The sequence below is a fragment of the Streptomyces sp. NPDC006925 genome (assembly GCF_042869575.1).
In the GTDB taxonomy this organism is placed as follows: domain Bacteria; phylum Actinomycetota; class Actinomycetes; order Streptomycetales; family Streptomycetaceae; genus Streptomyces.
The window spans coordinates 177,952-196,548 of sequence record NZ_JBIAGB010000002.1; the positions used below are offsets into that span (position 1 = coordinate 177,952).

Consider the following 18,597-nt stretch of genomic DNA (forward strand, 5'->3'; position numbering starts at 1 on the left):
CGCCGGAGCCTGCCGCCGGCGGACTTCCTACACTGGAGCAGTGATCGAGCAAGAACTGCGCGGCGCGCTCGCCGCAGCGCTGGACGGGCTGCCCGCGCGGCAGGCGTCGGGCGCCGTCGAGCGGCTGATCGCCCACTACCGCGGGGAGACCCCCACCGGCGCTCCCGTGCTGCGGGACGCCGCCGACGCGGCCGCCTACGCCGCCTACCGGATGCCCGCCACCTTCGCCGCCGCCTCCGCCGCGCTGGCCGAGCTGGCCGAGCGCGCCGGGGACTGGACCCCCGGCAGCCACCTGGACGTGGGCGGCGGCACGGGCGCCGCGGTGTGGGCGGCGGAGCGCGTGTGGCGGGCCGAGCGGGCGGCCCGCACGACGGTCGTCCTCGACTGGGCGGAGCCGGCTCTCGCGCTGGGCCGCGAGCTGGCGTCCGGGGTGGCGGCGCTGCGCGGGGCCGAGTGGCGCCGCGGCTCGCTGCGCGGCGGCGGTGCGGCGGGTGGCGGCTTGCCGGAGCCGGCGTCCGCCGATCTGGTGACCGTCTCCTACGTGCTGGGGGAGCTCGCCGAGGCGGACCGGCACGCCGTGGTGGACGCGGCGGCGCGCGCGGCCCGGGGCGCCGTGGTGCTGGTGGAGCCCGGGACCCCGGAGGGCTATCTGCGGATCCGCGCGGCTCGGGACGCGCTGCTGGGGGCGGGGCTGCGGGTGCTGGCGCCGTGCCCGCACGACGGGGCCTGCCCGCTGGTGCCCGGCCAGGACTGGTGCCACTTCGCGGTGCGGGTCGCCCGCTCCTCGCTGCACCGCCGGGTGAAGGGCGGCGAGTTGCCGTACGAGGACGAGAAGTTCAGCTACGTGGCGGCGGTGCGGGAGACGGTGCCGGGCACCCCCGCGGGCGCCCGGATCGTCCGCAGGCCGCAGCTCCGCAAGGGGCAGGTGCTGCTGGACCTGTGCGAGGACGGCGGCGCCGTGCACCGCCGTCCCGTCACCAAGCGGGCGGGCGCCGACTACCGCGCGGCCCGCAAGGCCGCCTGGGGCGACCCGTGGTGACCGCGCGGCGCGGTTCCCGCCGCCCGGGTCCGCTCAGCAGGCCCGGAGCCGGCTAGGACCGCAGTTCGGCGGTGACGCACTTGACGCTGCCGCCGCCCTTGAGCAGTTCGGTCAGGTCCACCGGCACGGGCTCGTAGCCGCGGTCCCGCAGGGGCGCGAAGAGGCCGGTGGCGGCCTCGGGCAGGAAGACGTGCCGCCCGTCGCTGACGGCGTTGAGGCCGAGGGCGAGCGCGTCGGGCTCCTCGGCGAGCAGCGCGTCGGGGAACAGCCGCGCGAGCACGGCCCGGCTGCCGGGGGAGAAGGCCGCGGGGTGGTACATCACGTCCTCCGCCTCGGGGTCCAGCACGCACAGCGCGGTGTCGAGGTGGTAGTAGCGCGGGTCCACCAGGTCGAGGCCGATGACCGGGCGCCCGAAGAATTCCTGGGCCTCGCCGTGGGAGAGCGGACTGCTGCGGAAGCCGCGCCCGGCCAGCAGCCAGGAGGCGGTGACGGCGAAGTCGCCCTCGCCCTCGTTGATGTGCGTGGGTTCGGTCACGTCGCCGAAGCCGTGCGCGCGGTACCAGTCGCGGTGTGCGGCCGCCTCCCCGGCGCGTTCGGGGTGCGCGAACCGGGCGCCGAGCACGCGGCCGTCGACGACGGTCGCGCCGTTGGCGGCGTACACCATGTCGGGCAGCTCCGGTACGGGGTCGAGAAGCTCGACGGTGTGCCCGAGGGCGCGGTAGCGGTCGCGGAGCGCCTCCCACTGGGCGAGTGCGAGGGGCAGGTCCACGGGCTTGCCGGGGTCCATCCAGGGGTTGATGGAGTAGGTGACGCGGAAGTGGGACGGAGGACACATCAGATAGCGACGGGTTGCGTACATCTCAGGCTCCTCAGGGAACGTGCGTGATGCGGTGCGCCCATGGTGCTCCCTGAGGAGCCTGTTCGTGTGGATTGCCGGTCAAGTACGTGTGAGTGCCCGGCGGCGGGCGGGTCACCTGCGGGACTCCCGGAGCGTGCACAGCAGTTCGCGCTTCTGGGCCTGCGGGTCGTTCCCGCCCGTGGGAGCGCCTGGGCCGCCCCCGGAGCCGCGGAGCCGGCTGCCGGGACAGGTGGCTGCGGACCCCGCCGAACCGAGCATCCTTCCGCCGCGTCCCTTGCTCATGAGCGTCTCCTCTCCTCGTGCCGGACCCTGATCGGGGCGAGACGTATCGTCTCGCCCCGGAGGAAAGGATGAGCGGGACGCTCCGCCCTGTCAAGACGGTTCGTCTCGTCTCGAAGCGCTGCTAGATTCGGGGCATGCCCTCCGCGACCCCGAAGAATCCCGACGTCTCCCGCCGCAGCGCGCACTCCCGCACCGCCATCCTGCGGGCCAGCGTCGAACTGGTCGGCGAGGTCGGGTATCCCAGGCTGACCATCGAGGCGATCGCCGCGCGGGCCGGCGTCGGCAAGCAGACCATCTACCGCTGGTGGCCCTCCAAGGCTGCGGTGCTGCTGGAGGCGTTCACCGACCTGGTCCACACCGAGGAGCACGGCGGTGGCCTGCCCGACACCGGAGACCTGGAGGCCGACCTCAAGGCAGTGCTGCGGGCCACCGCGGACGAGTTCTCCGACGCCGGGTTCGAGGCGCCCTACCGCGCACTGGCCGTCGCCTCGGCCGCCGATCCCGAGCTGGCCGAGCAGTTCGCCGTCCGGCTCCAGGGCCCCGGCCGGAAGCTGTACGCGGAACGGCTGCGCGCCGCGCAGCGTGCCGGGCAGATCGACCCCGCCGTGGATCCCGACCTCGCCGTCGAGCTGCTGCTCGGCCCCTTCCAGCAGCGCTGGCTCAACCGCACCGGCCCGCTCACCCACGAGTTCACCGACGGGCTGGTCGAACTGGTCCTGCGCGCGCTCACGCCGCGGCCCGCCGGGAACTGAACCCCGCACCTCACCGGGAACCGGACCCCGCGCGGCACCAGGGACCGCACGGCGGACCGAACTCCCGGCGCCGACCTCCCCGGCACGCGCCGCCCGCCGTCACGGCTCCGCCCCGGTGGGTGCCAGGCTGCCCGGCCGGTCGGTGACGATGCCCTCGCAGCCCAGCCTCAGCATCCGGTCCCGGGCCGCGCGCGTGTTGACCGTGTGCGACCAGACGTAGGTGATCCCGGAGCGCACGGCCCTGCGCACGTCCCCTGCCTCGGCCCGGTGGTCGATGCTGAGCATCGTCACATAGTCCTTCCAGCGCTCGGGCCGGTCGTCGGCCGCCTGGCGTGCCGAGCGCCACACCGCCGTCAGCAGCCCCTCCTCGTGCGCGGCGGCGGCGACCCGCGGATCGTTGGACTCCACCAGGACCGACCGGGTCAGATGCCGCTCGCGGATCAGCCGGGCGAGCCGCGGCAGCCCCGCGGGGTCCTTCAGCTCCAGCATCAGCAGGATGTCCCCGCCGAACCGGTCGAGGATCTCCCGCGCGGCCGGCGGGCGCTCCGGCCGCCACTGCCCGGGCAGGCTGCTCTTCGGGGTCAGGCGCACCTTCTGCCACGCCTTCCAGTCGAGTGCGCCGACCCTGCCGTGCCGGTCCGTGGTGCGGTCCAGGGTGTCGTCGTGCATCGCCACCAGCGTCCCGTCGCGCAGGCGGCGGATGTCGGCGTCCAGGACATGCGCGTAGCCGCGCCGCCGGGTCGCGGTCATCCCCTGCATGCTGTTCTCCGGGACTTCCAGGGCGCCGCCGCGGTGTGCCGTGACGGTGGTGCCGGACAGCCGGGAGAGCCGCGGTGCCACCGTGCGGCTGACTCCCTGCCCAGGGGGCGAGGGGTCGGCGGACGCGGCCGAGGCGGCCGGTGCGGCCGGTACCGCGACGAGAGCCAGGGTCAAAAACGAGACCATCGGAGCAGAAGCCGCCTTTGTCGCCATGATCCCAAACTAGGGGCGAAGCGGGCGGACCGCCGGGCAGCGCGTCCGGCCGGGTGGCGCCCCGGCGGGTGACGTCCCGACCCCGGCCGCCGGAGCCGCCGCAGGGAGGAGCAGGATGGCAGGGGGACATCGGCGATCCGTGGAATCCGCCTCAGCGCGCCGCGGGGCTGCGTACCCTCGGAGTTCATGGTTCCCGGTCGCGGAGTGAGGCGGTAGATGGAACGCGAGAGCAGGATCGCCCGATGGCTGGGCCGCCGGGCCGGGCACGGCACGAGCGAGCCGTCCGACACCGGCTCCCCGGCGCAGGGCCGCGGCTCGGGGGGACGGCGCTGGGGCGGCCGCGGCAACCGGCCGGCCGCCGCGGCGGAAGCGGCCCAGGACCGCGAAACGCTCCTGCTCGCGGCCGCCGGGGCCGGGTTCCCGCTGGCCCCCGCCGCTCACCCGTCCGGGTACGGCTGCTCCTGTGTCCGGATCGGCTGTCCGACCCCCGGCAGACACCCCGTCTCCTTCGCCTGGCAGACCCAGGCCACCACCGACCGCGCCCAGGTCGAACGCTGGCTGCGGGCCGAACCGGAGGCCAACTTCATCACCGCCACCGGCCGCGCCCACGACGTGCTGGACGTCCCGGCCGAGGCGGGGTACGCGGCGCTGGCCGTGCTGGAGGAGCGGGAGCGGGCGGCCGACCCCGGCGCCGAGCCGGAGCTGGGGCCGGTGGCGCTGCACGGCGGCGACCGGATGCTCTTCTTCACCAAGACCCGGGGCACACCCGAGGACGAGGACGAGTGGTGGCCCTGCGAGTTGGACAGCCACCCCGAGACGATGGAGGAGCACCCCGGACTGCGCTGGCACTGCCGGGGCAGCTACGTGCTGCTGCCGCCCTCGCGGCTGCCCGACACGGCCGAGGGCGTCCGCTGGCTGCGCCCCCCGCAGGACGGGGACGCGCTCCCCGAGCCCCTCGCCCTGCTGGAGACCCTCACCGACGCCTGCGCGGAGTACGCCGTGACGGTGGAGGGCCTGGAGGAGCACACCCCCTGGCCGGTGCGCTGAGGTCCGGCGCCGACCGCCACCGGGCGGCGCCCCGTTCCGGCCGGTGGCCCCGCGGCCCCGCGGGGCCGGTGCGGTGCGCACGCCGCCGCCGGACCGGGGCGCCCCCGGCCCGGCGGGACGGGCTCACTCGCCGCGTGCGGCGGTCAGCCCCTCGATGCGGCTCAGGAAGTCGACCTTGCCGCCGGAGCCGCCGGAGCCGCCGGACTTCCCCCGCGCCCGCTCAGCGGGAACGGTGACGGCCTGCTCCGAGACCCGCACGAAGGTCACCGACTGCTTGGGCGTGCCCGACATCATCGCCTTCACGAGCGGGTCCTTGATCTGCGGCTTGTAGCCCCGCGGCAGCGTCTGCTTGTGGTGGTGCAGAGTGGTGAAGAACACCAGCGCCCCGCCGTCCTTCGTGCGCAGCCCGAACGGCGCGTACTGCGGCGGCTGCGCGGCCCGGTCGGCGAACTCGTTGCGCACGTTCTCACGCTTGAGCGCCTTCTTCCGCTTCTCGCGCAGCGCGGTCGTGTGCCGCCCGGCCGCGAAGTCGTCGCCCGCGCCCTCCTGCAGATAGCGGGTGTAGCGCTTGCTCAGTTCGTCCGGCGGGACGGTCAGCCCGGAGCCGCCCCCCACCGGCACGGTCTTCACCCGGCCGTGCTCGTCCCGCGCGAAGCGGGGGATCCGATCGGGCGCGACGACCGAGAGGTAGGACGCCTTCCACGGCCCGTCGGCCCGCTGGCGCTGGAAGACGAAGAGCCAGCGGCCCTGCCCCTTGCGGTTGCTGCGCGAGTCGGTGACGAAGAACTTCGGCCAGCCCGCCTGTTCGGGGATCAGATAGCGGGTGTCGGTCAGCTTCAGCGGCTGGTAGTCCGGGTTCCCCTTCGGGCGGACCTCCTTGCGGGACTTGAGGCCCGCCTGGTCGATGGCGCCGAGGGCGCCCGTCTCGATCCGGGCGTTCAACCCGGCGTCGTAGGCGGTGTTGGCGCGGTTGTTCTTCGCCACGAAGGTCTTGAGCACCTTCGCCGCCTCGGCTTCGCTCAGCGCGGGGACCACGGCGCTCTCGCCGTGCACGGTCACACAGCCCGTGAGCGAGGCGAGCAGTGCTCCGGTCGTCACGGCCGCTGCCAGCGGTATGCGCGGGGGCTTGCCAGCCCTCAACCCCTTCACCTGTTCCCACCCTCCCGGTGCTGTCGGCGAAGGCACCCTACCCTGCGGGGTCTGGCGTGCCGCGCGGTGCCTGGCCCAGTATGCGCGGCAGGACGAGCGAGGGGGCGTGCATGGTTCAGGCCACGGAGGCCGCGGAATTCGGTACGGCGCTGCGCCGGTTACGGGCCGCGCAGAAGACGGCCAAGGGGGTCTCGCTCTATTCGCGGTACCTCAACCGGCCGCTGGGCAGGGTCTTCGCGGCCGCCGCGTACCGCGCCGGGCTCAGCCCCAACCAGGTGACGCTGCTGAGCGCGGTGTGCAGCTTCGCCGGGGTGGCGGGTGTGGCGCTGGTGCGGCCGTCCTGGGGGCTGGGGGCTGCCGTGTGGGCCGCGCTCTTCGTCGGTTTCGCGCTGGACTCCGCCGACGGGCAACTCGCCCGGCTGCGGGGCGGCGGCAGCCCGGCGGGGGAGTGGCTGGACCACGTGGTGGACTGCGCGAAGATCACCGGTCTGCACTCGGCCGTGCTGATCTCCTTCTACCGCTTCGCGGATCTGCCGCACGAGAGCTGGCTGCTGCTGCCGCTGGGCTTCCAGCTCGTGGCGGTGCTGATCTTCTTCGGCGGGCTGCTCACCGACAAGCTCCGGCCCCGGCCGGACCATCGTGCTGCTGCGCCGCCACCGGACGCCGCGCCGCCCCCGACGCTGCGGGCTGTTGCGCTGCTCCCGGTGGACCACGGGGTCTTCTGCGCCGTCTTCCTGCTGCTCGGCGCCCCGGGGCTGTTCCGCGCCGGGTACGCCGCCCTGTTCGCCTGCTACGCGCTCTTCCTCGCCGCGTTCGCGGTCAAATGGTTCCGGGAGCTGTCCGCCCCGCCTCCGGGGTGACCGGCGCGGAGGGCCCGGAAGGTGCGGCCAGTGCGTCGAGTGCGCGCCGCAGCTGAGTGCTGGAGGTATGCATGGTGTACGGGAAGTAGACGACCTCTACGCCGACCGTACGAAAGTCGGCCTCCAGCTTCTCGCCCTTCGGCGTACCCCGCCAGTCGTCCCCCTTGAACAGCACGTCGAACCTGACCTGCTGCCAGGTCTCCAGCTTGTCCGGCACCGTCTCCACGAACGCCGCGTCCACGAACCGGATGCTGCGGACGATCTGCAGCCGCTCGACGAGCGGGATCACCGGCGGGCGCCCCTTGGCGCGCTCGGCCATCCCGTCCGAGACCACGCCCGCGACCAGGTAGTCGCACCGCGAGCGGGCGTGCCGCAGCAGATTCAGATGGCCGACGTGGAACAGGTCGTAGGCGCCGGGTGCGTAGCCGACGGTGTGGGTCATGTGAAGTCCCCCCAGGACGCATGCCGTTGACCGCGCCGCAACCCTCCCCGGCCGCCGCGCATCGCTGCATGCAACCACAACCGGTGGGAAACAGGCACAGGTTGGCGAAAGCGTGCACGGCAGGCGTTACGCTGCCCCGGGGGAACGAGCGGCGGACCTGTGGGGGGATCCATGGTGAACGGCGACGCGGTGCCCGGAGACGGGGCCGCGCCCGGTGGGCTGCGCGAGGAGGCATCCGGGCGCCGGGTGCTGCTGGTGTCCACCAACTACGCACCCGAGCAGGCCGGCATCGGGCCCTATGCGGCCCAGCTGGCCGAGCACTGGGCCGCGCGCCCCGACTGGGACGTGCACGTCCTGGCCGGTATGCCGCACTACCCCGCCTGGCGTACCGACCCCGCCTACCGGGGCGTCTGGCGGGCCATCGAGGAGCGGGGCGGAGTCCGGGTGCACCGCCGCAGGCACACCGTCCCGCCCCGGCAGACCGCCGCGCGCCGGGCGCTGTACGAGGCGTCCGTGCTCGCCCACGGACTGCTCGCCCCGCCCCGGCTCGGCGGACTGCCCGACGCCGTCGTCGCCCAACTCCCCAGCCTCGCGGGCGGACTGCTGGGTGCCCGGCTCGCCCGCCGCGCCGGAGTACCGTTCGTACCGGTCGTACAGGACCTGATGGGCGCCGGTGCGGCGCAGAGCGGCATCCGCGGCGGCGACCGGGCAGCCGCCCTCGCCGGTGCCGTGGAGCGCCGGGTACTGGCGGCGGCGACCCTGGTGGGCGTCATCCACGAGAGCTTCACCGAGCGGGTCATCGCGCTCGGCGTCCCGGCCTCCCGCATCCGCACCGTGCCCAACTGGACGCACATATCCGCCCCGTCCCGTCCCCGCGAGGAGACCCGCTCCCGGCTCGGCTGGCGGCCGGACGAGACGGTGCTGCTGCACTCCGGCAACATGGGCCTCAAACAGGGCCTGGACGTGCTGATCGAGACCGCCCGGCTGCTCCGCGGCGAGCGGTTACGCGTCGTCCTGATGGGCGACGGCAACCAGCGCCGCCGGCTCGGCCGGCTGGCGGCCCCGCTGCCCGGCGTCGAACTGCTGCCACCCGCCGACGAGGCGGACTTCCCCGAGGTGCTGGCCGCCGCCGACGTGCTGGCCGTCACCCAGCGGGCCTCCGTGCTCGACATGAGCGTCCCCTCCAAGCTCACCTCCTACTTCGCCGCCGGGCGCCCGGTCCTCGCCTCCGTCGCCGGGAGCGGCGGCACCGCCGGCGAGATCCGCCGCTCCGGCGCCGGGGTCCTGGTACCGCCCGAGGACCCCGCGGCGCTCGCCGACGGCCTCCGCGACCTGGCCGCCGACCCCGCCCGCGCCGCCGTGCTCGGCGCCGCGGGCCGCGCGTACGCCACCGGCCACCTGGGGCGCACCGCGGCGCTGGAGCGGCTGACCGCGCTGCTCGAAGAGGCCCGCGCCCTGGCCCCCGCACCCGGCGGCCACCGCACCGGCCCCCACACCCGGCCCGGCTCCCCGCGGGGCGCCGCGGCCGGCGCCGTCCGGCAGCAGGGCGGACCGGCGTGAGCGGCCGCGGCGCACCCGGCCCCGGCGGCGAGCCGGACCCGGCCCCGGCCGTCCACCCTGACGACGAACCCGACCTGCTCCGCGACCAGTTCCGCCAGCTCCTGCGCTACCGCTGGCTGATCGCGCTCGGCATCGCCCTCGGCGTCCTGGGCGGCGGCTGGCTCGGCGTCAGCGGTGCCGACTCCTACACCGCCACCACCGAGATCACCGTCCGGCCGCTGCCCCTCGACAGCAGCGGCGCCTCCTCGGCCGCCGGCGGGACCAGCATGGGATCCGAGCGGCGCACCGCGCTCAGCAGCGTCGTCGCCGAACGCGCAGCGGACACCCTGCGCTCCGGGCGCCGCCCCCAGCAGCTCGCCGCCGACCTCCAGGTCACCAACCCGCCCGACACCCGGATGCTGCGCTTCTCCTACACCGCGCACAGCCCCCGCGCCGCGGCGCGCGGCGCCAACGCCTTCGCCGCTGCCTACCTCGGCAACCGCGAGCAGGACGCCGAGGCGCGCGCGGCGAGCATGGTCGACTCCTACGAGAAGCAGCGCGAGCCGCTGCTGAAGGAGCGCGACCGGCTCGCCGAGGAGATCGCCTCCTCCGGCCGGGAGGGCGCGCTCGACGGCACGCTATCGGCGCACTCCTCCGTCGTCAGCCGCATCGCCGAACTCAACGGCAGCATCAGCGACCTGCGCGCCGAGGACACCACCCCGGGCCGCGTCGTCACCGAGGCCGTCCCGCCCGACGCGCCCGCCGGTCCCGGGCTGCTGCTGATGCTCGGCCTGGGTGCCGCCGTCGGCGTCGGCCTCGGCCTGCTCGCCGCCTGGGTACGGCTCGTCTTCGACCCCGCCGTCCGCACCCCCGGCGATGTCGTGCGCGCCCTGCACGCCCCGGTACTGGGCACCCTGCCGCGCGGGCGTGGGCGCCGCCGCGGGAAGCGGGCCGAGCGCCGTGCGCGCTCCCGTCCGCTGCTGGCCGCCGGCCGGCTCGCCGAGGAGTACCGCTCGGTCGCGTTCCGGCTCGCCTACGACGAGACCTTCGCGCGCCGCCGCCGCGTCCTGGTCGTCCCGCCGCGCGGCGGCATCGACACCGCGCTGGCCGCCTCCGTGAACCTGTCCGCGTCCTTCGCCGAGATGGGCAAGGAGGTGCTGCTGCTGGAGGCCGATCTGCGCACCCCCTCGCTCACCGAGCGGCTGCGGCACGCCGACGGTGTCCGGCCTGGGGGATGGGCCCGCGCTCCCGGGCACGGCACGATCGGCTGGCCCGCCGGGCACCGCGTCCCGATCGACGCGGGCGAGTCGGGCGTCTTCGACCTGGTACCCGGACACCGCGTCAGCAAGGTGCCGCGTGCGCTCACCTCCTCGGCCGTCACCCAGCTCATCGGGCACGCCGACGACAGCGACTCCGTGCTGCTGGTGCTCGCGCCCGCCGTGCTGTCGTACGCCGACGCCATCGCGCTCATCGACCGGGTCGACTGCGTTCTGCTCGTCTGCGACCCGCGCGAGGTGCGGCGGGACGACCTGGCCCGGGTGCGCGAACTGGTGGCCGGCGCGGGCGGCTGCGTGCTCGGTGCCCTCCTCCACTCCGAGGGCACCGGCGGCGACTCCGGGCGCGGCGGCACGTCCGGCCCCGCCGCACCGCCGGACCGGGGCCTGCCCCCGCGCCCCCACCCCGCGGAGTTCGTCCGCGAGGGGGTCGGTCTGCGGGTGCTGGACCGTTGAGCGCTTCCGGCGGCTGAGGAGGGGGATCCGGGTGCAGCACCCCGGCGGCGGTCCGGCGCGGGGGCCGGAGCGGCGGATGCCGCGGACCCGTACCGCGCTGGTCTGCTCCGTCGCCGACCAGGGCGTGGCGGCGGCGACGAACATCGCCGTCCTGGTGGTGGCGGCGCGCCGGTCGGATGTGCACGCCTTCGCCACGTTCTCCCTCGTCTACACCGTCTTCACCGTGCTCCTCGGCCTCACCGTCGCCTACGTGGGCCAGGCCCTCGTCCTGGAGCAGGGCGCGCCGGAACGCGTGGCGCGGGCCTGCCGTTCGGGAGTGGCCTTCACCGCGCTGGCCGCGGCGGCCCCGGCCGTGGTCGCCGCGCCCGTGCTGTGGGCGGTCGGCGGCCGGACCGGCACCGCGCTTGCCGCGCTGGCGCTGGTGCTGCCCCTCGCGCTGACGCAGGAGACCACCCGCTACGCCTTCGCCACCCTGCACCGGCCCCAGTACGCGCTGCTCGCCGACGTGCTGCGGCTGGCGGCCGTCCTGCCCGCGCTCGCCGCCCAGCCGTCCGGCGCCGGTGCGGCGCGGCTGCTGCTGGCCTGGGGGGTCTCGGCGCTGCCCGCGCTCGCGGTGGCGCTGTGGCTGCTGGGGCGGCACACCCGGGGCGCGGGCCAGGACCCGGCCCGCTTCCTGTGCCGGGACCACCTGGGCCGCCGGTTCGCCGTCGAGTTCGGGGTGGGCAACGCGGGCAGCCAACTGGCCGTCATCGGCCTGGGAGTGCTTGCCGACCCGCTCGCGGTGGGCGCGCTGCGGGGCGCCACCACGCTCTACGGGCCGATGAACGTGCTGTTCAACGCCGCCACCGGGTTCGGCCCCCCGCTGCTGAACCGCACCGGCGGCGGACGACGAGCGGCCCGCGCCGCGGCCGCCGCGGGAGGCGTGCTCGCCGCGCTCGCCGCCGCCTGGACCACCGTTCTTCTGCTGCTGCCGGACGGCTACGGGCGCGCCCTGCTGGGCGACACCTGGGCCTCCGCGGCCCGGCTGCTGCCCGCCACCGGCAGCCAGTACGCGGCGATGGCGCTGGGCACCTGCGGGCTGCTGACGCTGCGGGTGCTGCGGCCGCGCACGACGCTGCCCCTCCAGCTCGTCTTCTCCCTCGCCTCCGTCTGCTGCCTGCTGGGCGGCTACCTGCTGGGCGGGGTGCTGGGTGCGGCCTGGGGTCTGTGCCTGGGCTCCGCGGCGAAGGGGGCGGCCAGTTGGCTGCGCGCGGCCCGGCTGCTGCGCACGGCGGGCTCGGGCGGCGTCAGCGCGTTCGATCCGGCGCCCGCTCCCGGCCCCGGGGCGGGCGGCCCTGCCGGTCCCGTGGGTCCTGCCGGACCTGCCGGTCCTGCCGGACCTGTCGGAAAGACGTGACGAGCAGCAGGCACAGCACCGCGATGGCCACCCGGCCCGTGGCCTGGAGCAGCGAGCCGCGCAGCAGGATGAAGCTGTAGCCGGCGACCAGCGGCACCGCCACCGCCGCCACGCTTCCCGGCTCGGCCCGGTCCCGTCGCCTCCGCGGGCCGGGGCCCGCCGCGGCCTCCTCGGCGGTGCGCCGTGCGTAGCGCCGGTCCGCGCGGGCGGCGCCGTAGCCGACGGCGGCGAAGCCCAGCGCCATGCCCAGCGGACCGAAGTCCAGCCACAGTTCGGCCCACAGCGGCGACGAGAGGTTCGGGTAGGGCATCCCCATCCAGGTGCCCACCCGGGTGCCCGGGTCGTGCGGCTTGCCGTCCCACACCGAGCGCGGGACGAAGAACAGCGCGGTGCCCGCCAATTGGCGTCCGTAGCTGTGGCCCTCGCCCGACTCGGCGAAGGTGACGGTGTTGGCGAGCATGCCGGCCTGGTCGTAGTCCTTCATCGTCAGCGGCTCCAGCAGCGAGTCCGTCGCCTGCCGTGGCCGGTCGGTGCCCTCCTCGTAGCGGAACCGGTCCGCGAATGGGAACACCACCAAGGCGACCGCCACTCCGGTCGCCAGCGCGGCCCGGTACATCACCGGGCTGCGCGGGAAGGCGGTGAACAACAGCGAGAACAGCACCGTCAGGAACCAGTACCGCGGGTTGGAGACCGGGTTGTTGACGACGGTGTTCAGGGCCAGCATCACCAGCCACAGCACCGGGACCAGCGGTCTGCGGCGGGCCGCGCGGGAGACCACCAGCCAGCGGGTGAGGAAGAGCAGCGCCAGCAGCGCCGGTACGGTGCCGAACCCGCGCAGGAACGCGGAGCCCGCCTGCGAGGCGGCCTCCGCCCCGCCGAGCGTCTCGCTGATTTCCTGCCGGTTGCTGAAGAAGACGCCCGGCCCGTCCAGTCGGGCGATCAGCAGCCCGCTGCCCGCCAGTGCCACCGCACACAGCGCGTACAGCCTGCGCGGCCGTACGACCGCCGCGGGCCGGTGGCGCTCGTGCATCCGGCTGCGCAGCGGCGGCCGGTGGCGGGCCAGCAGGGCGCCCACGTCGAAGGCGACGAGGCCCGCCAGCACCAGCGCCGAGGCCAGCACGGTGTCCGCGCGCGGTCCGACCACCGGGGTCGGGGTGCTGTCCAGCACCGTCTGGGCCAGCGGTGCGATCCCCATGGCGATGTAGCAGAACAGCCAGAAGGCGCCCTGGATGAGCCGGCGGTGCGCTGTCAGCACCATGGCCGCCAGCCGGGTGCCGGAATAGGCGCAGGTGGCCGTCTGGAGCCAGAAGGCGGCGTCGTGCGGTCCGGGCCCGGGCTGGGTGGCGACCGCCGCGGGCAGTACCGCCACGAGTGCCGCCACCAGTGGGACGGCCAGCGCCCGGGACAGCACCGCGCGGGGCGCCGTCGCGGCGAACCGCTGCCGCGGCGCGGAGGCCGAGGTGCCCGTACTCATCGCCGCTCCCGGGGCCGGCGCCGCCCCGCAACGGCGGGAGGCGGAACCCGTGGACCCCGCGGAGGACGCTGAGGACGCTGAGGACGCTGAGGACGCTGAGCCCGCCGGGGACGCTGAGCCCCCGGAGGACGTGAAAACCGTGAAAGACCGGGGCGAAAGCAGATGTACCGACTAATATCATCGGTACGGCCAGGGGAGGGGACACCGTTGAAGGTGCTGCACATCGTCACGCTGCACACGCCCACCCACGACTTCGGCGGCCCCACCAGGGTCGCCCTGAACCTGTGCCGCGGGCTGCGGGCGCGCGGCGACCAGGCGGCCCTGGTGGCGCTGGGCGACGGGTTCCCCGCGGGCCGGCGGCTGCCGCGCACCGTGGACGGCGTTCCGGCCCGCCTCTTCCAGGCCCGCCATCTGCTGCCGCAGTTCGAGGTCAGCGGTATCACCTCGGCGGCGCTGCTGGCGGCGGCGCCGCGCATGCTGCGCTCTGCGGACGTCGTCCATGTCCACCTGATGCGCGACCTGGTCACGCTCCCGGTCGCGCTGCTGGCCTCCGCGCTGGGCCGCCCCCTGGTGCTGCAGACGCACGGGATGATCGACCCCACCGAGAAGCGGGTGGCCCGGGCCGTGGACGTGCTGGGGCTGCGCCGGGTCCTGTGCAAGGCCGACGCCGTGCTCCACCTCACCGAGCAGGAACGCCAGTTGACCGAGGCGGTGGTGGCGCCGGAGCCGATGGGCCCGGCGTACCGGCTGGTCAACGGTGTCGCCCCGCAGCCCGCCCGCGGCACCCGGCGGGCACCGGGCCGGCCGCCCACGGTGCTGTACTGCGCACGGGTGCAGGAGGGCAAGCGCCCGCAGGACTTCGTCGGGGCGATGCCGACGGTGCTGGAGAAGTACCCCGAGGCGCGGTTCGTGCTGGCCGGGCCGGACACCGGCGCACTGGCCGAGGAGATGCTGGCGCGCGCCCGGTCGCTGGGGGTCGGGCACGCGCTGGAGTACATCGGCGCGCTCGACCACGCGGGTGTGCTCGCGCGGCTGCGGGAGAGCGAGGTGTATGTCCTGCCGTCCATCAAGGACGCCTTCTCCGTCTCGGTGCTGGAGGCCCTGTCGGTGGGGCTGCCGGTCGTCGTCACCCGCACCAGCGGTCTGGCGCCCGACGTGGCCGCGGCGGGCGCCGGGCGGGTGGTGGACAGCGCGCCGGACGACCCGGAGAACGGGCCCCGGATCGGCCGCGCCGTGCTGGAACTCCTGGACGCGGCGGCCGGTGCCGCCGCGTCGCGGGCCGCGTGGCAATTGGCGCGCGAGAGCTTCACCCTCGACGCGGTGGTCGGCACTCTGCGGGAGGTGTACGGGCAGGTGCGGGAACGGGCCGGGGCCGGCTCCCGCCCGGCGCCGACGACGCGCTGACCGCGCCCGGCTCTCCGGCCCCGCCCGGCCCCCCGGCGGCCGCCTCGCGGGCCTTGAGCCCGATCTGCCAGCGGTAGAAGCTCATCGCCAGCGCGTAGTCCAGCCCGGCCCGGCCGTCGAGGAACCCCCGCTTCCAGCCGTAGGCGTAGGCGAAGGACACCAGCGGCTTGAGCGGGGCCCGGTGGAAGAGCCGGCCCTGCCGGGTCTTGGCCTGCCGGATCTGCTCGCGCACCACCGGGTGCGCCTCCAGCCACGCCTCCCAGTCCGAGTACCGGTTGTGCCGCTCGAACCAGGTACGCACCGGATCCAGGTCCCGGTGCTCGATGGGGGAGCGCAGCCGGACCACCGGGTCGGCCAGCGGCTGGTAGTGGCCCTCCTGCTCGCCCATGCCCGGTGCGGCCAAGTCGTCGGGCTCCGGGAAGCGGCAGCGGGTGCGGTCCAGCAGCACCCGCTTGACGATGGTGTACCCGTGCCGGAGCCGGCGTCCGGCGAACCAGTAACCGAGCGGGATGTCGAACGCCGCCGGACGCAGCGTGCGCCCGGGCGGCGGAGTGAAGAGCTGCCGCAGCTCGGCCAGCAGTTCCGCGCTCGGCGTCTCGTCGCCGTCGAGGAAGAGGATCCAGTCGGTCCGCGGGTGAACGTGCTCCAAACACCACTGCTTCTTCTTCGGGTATCCGCCGTCCCAGGTGTAGGGCAGCACCTCGGCGCCCTCCGCCGCGGCGAGCGCGCGGGTGTCGTCCGTGCTGTCCGAGTCGACCACGACGACGTGCGCGAAGTGGTCGATCACCGACCGGACGGTGGTGGCGATGTTCTCGGCCTCGTTCCGGGTCGGTATCGCGACGACGACGGGCAGTTTCTGCACGGGGGCTCTCTCCGTAGCTTTCCTGGGACGGCACTTCTCGGGTTCTCGGGTGGCTTCCGGGGGCGGCCGACGGCGGGTCACTTCCTGCCCGCCGCTTCGAGCAGCGGCTCGAACTGCGGGCACAGGTGCTGCACGGCAGGCTCGGCGTTGTCGATCTCGCCCGCCTTCAGCGCGCTGATCGCGTCCTTCCTGCTCGCCTCGGCCGTGCTGCGCAGCCGGGCGCAGGCGGTGCGCCCGGCCTCCAGCACCGCGGCGGGCTCCAGCCCCTGCGGCACTCTGCCGACCAGATACTCCTTCTCCTTCTCGGTGAACGAGCCGGTGGCCGGGGAGAGCGAGGCGCGCGGCACCTTGGGCACGTCCTTGTTCCTGGGTTCCTTCGGATCCTGCGCGTCCTCCGGCTGCCGCTCCCGCCCGTCCCCGGGCGGCGGCGGCTCGTTCTCCGGCACGGCAGTGGGGCTCCCGCCGCGCTCCGCGCTCTTCTCGGCCCGGGGACGTTCGGCGGCCTCCCCGCCGTCGTCCCCGCCCGCGCCGCAGCCCGCCGTCAGCACCAGGACGGCCGCCACGAGAGCTGCCGCCGCGGGTGCCGCCCTGCGGGCGCTCACGGCTTCCTGAAGGTCAGCGTGAGCTTGGGGCCGGTGCCCCCGGACTCGCGGGCCGCCAGCCACAGACTGTCGCTGCCGCTGCTGGTGAGCGCCAGATCGAGGTTCTCGCCCTCCGCGTCGCTGACCGCGTCGGTGCTGAGCGGAATGTCGTAGGCCGTGCTCCGCTCCGGCGCGCCGTCCAGCGAGCCCAGTTCGGCCGAGCCGACCGAGGGCCGCCCTGCCCAGGTCACCCCGCTCTCGCTCCAGCTGCCGGTGAGAGGGCGGACCTTGACGGTGTCCGCGCTGGCCGCGTAGCTGTCGCCGCTGGTGGTGACGGTGAGCCGGGCCTTGGCCAGCTCCATCCCGTCGGGTGCGGACGGCACGGCGAAGCGCGCGTAGCTCTCGTAGGGGGCGGAGCCGCGGACGGCGAGCTGCATGTGGGTGCCGTAGGTGGAGTTGGCCGAGGAGCCGTTCACATAGGCGTCGGCGCTCGCCTCCCGCTCGACGGTCGTCTCCGAGGGCGTGCCCGGGGTCCGCACCTTCGCGCCCGCCGAGCGGGAGCTGGTGTTGGCGTCCCCGTCGTCGCTCGCGGTGACCCGGTAGGTGTAGTCCGTGCCGGAGTCGGTGGTGGTGTCGGTGAAGCTGACCGTGGGCCGGTCCCAGAACGCGGAGTCGGCCCGGACGGTGCCCACCGGCTCGGAGCCGCCGTTGCGGTAGACGCGGTAGGTGAGGGTGCGGTCGTCCAGGTCGGTACTGGCCGGCCAGGACACCCGCACACCGCCGAGGACGTTGGCCGCGTTCACGTCCTCGGGGACGGTCGGGGCGCCGGTGTCGGGCCCGTTGGCGAACCGGACCAGGCCCTGCTGCGGTGTGTTGCCGTTGCTGGCGATGCGCGAGAACGCGCCGCCCACCCACATGTAGTCCTTGCCGCCGCGGGAGGAGACCACCATGGCGCGCGGCCCCACCTGCTCCACGTTCAGCGGGCCGTCGTCGGTGTCCGGGAACCAGGACAGCAGCGGGGTGGGGTCGTCCACCGACTCGGCGAGCAGATGCTGGCGCTCGTGGAGTTCACCGAACTCGCCCATGCTGGAGCAGTCGTGCGCGTGCGAACTGCTGTAGAGCACCTTCTTGTAGACGGTCACGTCCTGGGTGGCGCCCAGACAGGTGTCCCGCCAGCGCTGCGAGAAGTCGTCCAGGTTCAGCGCGATCCGCCCGTCGAACACGCCGCCGCCGGTGCCCTCGTTGGCGGTGTAGATCCCGGTCCCGTCCACGTACAGGCCCTTGACCACCGAGTTGCGCGGCACGAAGGAGCGCCCGTAGCCGTGCTTGAGCGCGCCGGAGTCCGCGTCCACGACGGCCAGCGCGTGCGAGTCGGTGTTCCGCACGCGGGCGAAGTCGCCGCCGAGCACGACGCTGCGGCCGTCCGGGGTGACCTCCACGGCGCGTCCCGTCGCGTCCGCGTCCGCCTTCCAGGACCGCAGCTCGCCGTCCGTGCTCAGCGCCGCGAACTTGCTGCGGCTCTGCCCGTCCACCGAGGTGAAGGCGCCGCCCAGGTAGACGGTGTCGTCGGTGGCGGCCAGCGCGTGCACGGTCGCGGACACCGACACGTTGAACTCCGGCTTCACCGTGCAGGTGGGGATGTCGATCGCGGCGACGCGGCTGACGTAGGTGCCGTTGACGGCGGCGAAGTTGCCGCCCGCGTAGAGGGTCTCGCCGTCCGGTGAGACGGCCAGCGCCCGGACCGTCGCGGTGCCGCTGCCCACGGTGAAGTCGAGCCCGCAGTCGGTGGGGGCGCCCGTCGCGGCGTCGAACGCCGCGAAGTTGACGGCCTTCCGCTCGTCGGTGCCCGCTTCCGCGCCCGGCGGCCGGACGGCGGAGAAGGTGCCGCCCGCGAAGACGACGCCGTCGGACTGGGCCATGGCCCACACGACGCCGTTCGTCTGCCAGGTCGGTAAGTCGTCTGCCGTCATCGCCACCGGCGGGGTGAGCGCGTGCGCCTGCGGGGCGCCGCGCTCGGTGAGGGCCGGGCCGATCAGCGCGGCGGCCGCCAGCGCCAGGACCGCTGCCGCCGCCGTGACCGTGCGCGGGGCCGTACGTCGTTTCATCTGCTGTTCCCCACTGTTCGCTGGTGCCTCGTGCAGCGCCGCCGCCTCGCGTGCGGGCCTGGGTACTGCTGCGCTCCGGTGTCCTCTGCGGCCCGCCGCGGTGC

At 75.0% G+C, this 18,597-nt stretch carries 17 protein-coding genes; 8 read left to right on the plus strand and 9 right to left on the minus strand.

Annotated features, from left to right (window positions below; all coding sequences use genetic code 11):
* Positions 1–40: 40 nt before the first annotated feature.
* Positions 41–1,039, plus strand: a complete 999-nt coding sequence (locus tag ACFYNS_RS03480; protein WP_388600492.1) for a small ribosomal subunit Rsm22 family protein — start codon at positions 41–43, stop codon at positions 1,037–1,039.
* Between the two features lie 52 nt (positions 1,040–1,091).
* On the opposite strand, the gene ddaH is transcribed toward ACFYNS_RS03480, so the two are convergent.
* On the minus strand, positions 1,092–1,898 hold the full coding sequence (gene ddaH, locus ACFYNS_RS03485; protein ID WP_037707480.1) for a dimethylargininase: 807 nt from the start codon (positions 1,896–1,898) through the stop codon (positions 1,092–1,094).
* Positions 1,899–2,009: 111 nt separating this feature from the next.
* Positions 2,010–2,180, minus strand: a complete 171-nt coding sequence (locus ACFYNS_RS03490) for a hypothetical protein (RefSeq protein WP_388600494.1) — start codon at positions 2,178–2,180, stop codon at positions 2,010–2,012.
* A 134-nt stretch (positions 2,181–2,314) separates the two neighbouring features.
* Between ACFYNS_RS03490 and ACFYNS_RS03495 the strand changes: the two genes are divergently transcribed.
* Entirely contained in the window at positions 2,315–2,932 is a 618-nt protein-coding gene (locus tag ACFYNS_RS03495; RefSeq protein WP_388600496.1) for a TetR/AcrR family transcriptional regulator, read from the plus strand.
* 99 nt (positions 2,933–3,031) lie between these two features.
* Here ACFYNS_RS03495 and ACFYNS_RS03500 read toward each other — a convergent pair whose 3' ends face one another.
* A complete protein-coding gene (locus ACFYNS_RS03500) occupies positions 3,032–3,877 on the minus strand; it encodes a glycerophosphodiester phosphodiesterase (RefSeq protein WP_388600868.1) in 846 nt (281 codons plus the stop codon).
* Positions 3,878–4,120: 243 nt separating this feature from the next.
* Here ACFYNS_RS03500 and ACFYNS_RS03505 point away from each other — a divergent pair, with 243 nt between their 5' ends.
* Entirely contained in the window at positions 4,121–4,951 is an 831-nt protein-coding gene (locus ACFYNS_RS03505) for a bifunctional DNA primase/polymerase (RefSeq protein WP_388600498.1), read from the plus strand.
* 123 nt (positions 4,952–5,074) lie between these two features.
* On the opposite strand, the gene ACFYNS_RS03510 is transcribed toward ACFYNS_RS03505, so the two are convergent.
* Complete coding sequence (locus ACFYNS_RS03510) at positions 5,075–6,049, minus strand: hypothetical protein (RefSeq protein ID WP_360303563.1); 975 nt, start codon at positions 6,047–6,049, stop codon at positions 5,075–5,077.
* Between the two features lie 161 nt (positions 6,050–6,210).
* On the opposite strand from ACFYNS_RS03510, the gene ACFYNS_RS03515 reads away from it, so the two are divergent.
* Positions 6,211–6,960, plus strand: a complete 750-nt coding sequence (locus tag ACFYNS_RS03515) for a CDP-alcohol phosphatidyltransferase family protein (RefSeq protein WP_388600500.1) — start codon at positions 6,211–6,213, stop codon at positions 6,958–6,960.
* Here the strand turns inward: ACFYNS_RS03515 and ACFYNS_RS03520 are convergent.
* Entirely contained in the window at positions 6,920–7,402 is a 483-nt protein-coding gene (locus ACFYNS_RS03520) for an adenylyltransferase/cytidyltransferase family protein (RefSeq protein ID WP_360303567.1), read from the minus strand. The two genes, ACFYNS_RS03515 and ACFYNS_RS03520, sit on opposite strands and share 41 nt — an antisense overlap.
* Before the next feature lie 171 nt (positions 7,403–7,573).
* Between ACFYNS_RS03520 and ACFYNS_RS03525 the strand changes: the two genes are divergently transcribed.
* The 3 genes from ACFYNS_RS03525 (at position 7,574) to ACFYNS_RS03535 (ending at position 12,067) form a co-directional block, all read left to right on the plus strand.
* Positions 7,574–8,962, plus strand: a complete 1,389-nt coding sequence (locus tag ACFYNS_RS03525) for a glycosyltransferase family 4 protein (RefSeq protein WP_388600502.1) — start codon at positions 7,574–7,576, stop codon at positions 8,960–8,962.
* Positions 8,959–10,671: a lipopolysaccharide biosynthesis protein gene (locus ACFYNS_RS03530; RefSeq protein WP_388600503.1), complete on the plus strand. Its 1,713-nt coding sequence runs from the start codon at positions 8,959–8,961 to the stop codon at positions 10,669–10,671. The genes ACFYNS_RS03525 and ACFYNS_RS03530 overlap by 4 nt, the downstream gene beginning before the upstream one ends.
* A 76-nt stretch (positions 10,672–10,747) precedes the next feature.
* The gene (locus ACFYNS_RS03535) at positions 10,748–12,067 is read left to right on the plus strand and encodes a hypothetical protein (RefSeq protein WP_388600506.1); all 1,320 of its coding nucleotides are present in this window, start codon (positions 10,748–10,750) and stop codon (positions 12,065–12,067) included.
* Here ACFYNS_RS03535 and ACFYNS_RS03540 read toward each other — a convergent pair.
* Positions 11,958–13,541 carry an O-antigen polymerase gene (locus ACFYNS_RS03540; RefSeq protein ID WP_388600508.1) on the minus strand — a complete coding sequence of 528 codons (1,584 nt, stop codon included), beginning with the start codon at positions 13,539–13,541 and terminating at the stop codon, positions 11,958–11,960. The two genes, ACFYNS_RS03535 and ACFYNS_RS03540, sit on opposite strands and share 110 nt — an antisense overlap.
* A 207-nt stretch (positions 13,542–13,748) precedes the next feature.
* On the opposite strand from ACFYNS_RS03540, the gene ACFYNS_RS03545 reads away from it, so the two are divergent.
* Entirely contained in the window at positions 13,749–14,945 is a 1,197-nt protein-coding gene (locus ACFYNS_RS03545) for a glycosyltransferase (protein ID WP_360297030.1), read from the plus strand.
* On the opposite strand, the gene ACFYNS_RS03550 is transcribed toward ACFYNS_RS03545, so the two are convergent.
* From ACFYNS_RS03550 to ACFYNS_RS03560, 3 genes are all read right to left on the minus strand, one after another.
* Positions 14,848–15,807, minus strand: coding sequence for a glycosyltransferase family 2 protein (locus ACFYNS_RS03550; protein ID WP_360297027.1), 960 nt, complete (start codon positions 15,805–15,807; stop codon positions 14,848–14,850). The two genes, ACFYNS_RS03545 and ACFYNS_RS03550, sit on opposite strands and share 98 nt — an antisense overlap.
* A 77-nt stretch (positions 15,808–15,884) precedes the next feature.
* Entirely contained in the window at positions 15,885–16,409 is a 525-nt protein-coding gene (locus ACFYNS_RS03555; RefSeq protein WP_360297024.1) for a hypothetical protein, read from the minus strand.
* Positions 16,406–18,493 (minus strand): DNRLRE domain-containing protein, encoded by a 2,088-nt coding sequence (locus tag ACFYNS_RS03560; protein ID WP_388600511.1) that lies wholly within the window; start codon positions 18,491–18,493, stop codon positions 16,406–16,408. Before ACFYNS_RS03560 ends, ACFYNS_RS03555 begins: the two co-directional genes overlap by 4 nt.
* Positions 18,494–18,597: the final 104 nt, after the last annotated feature.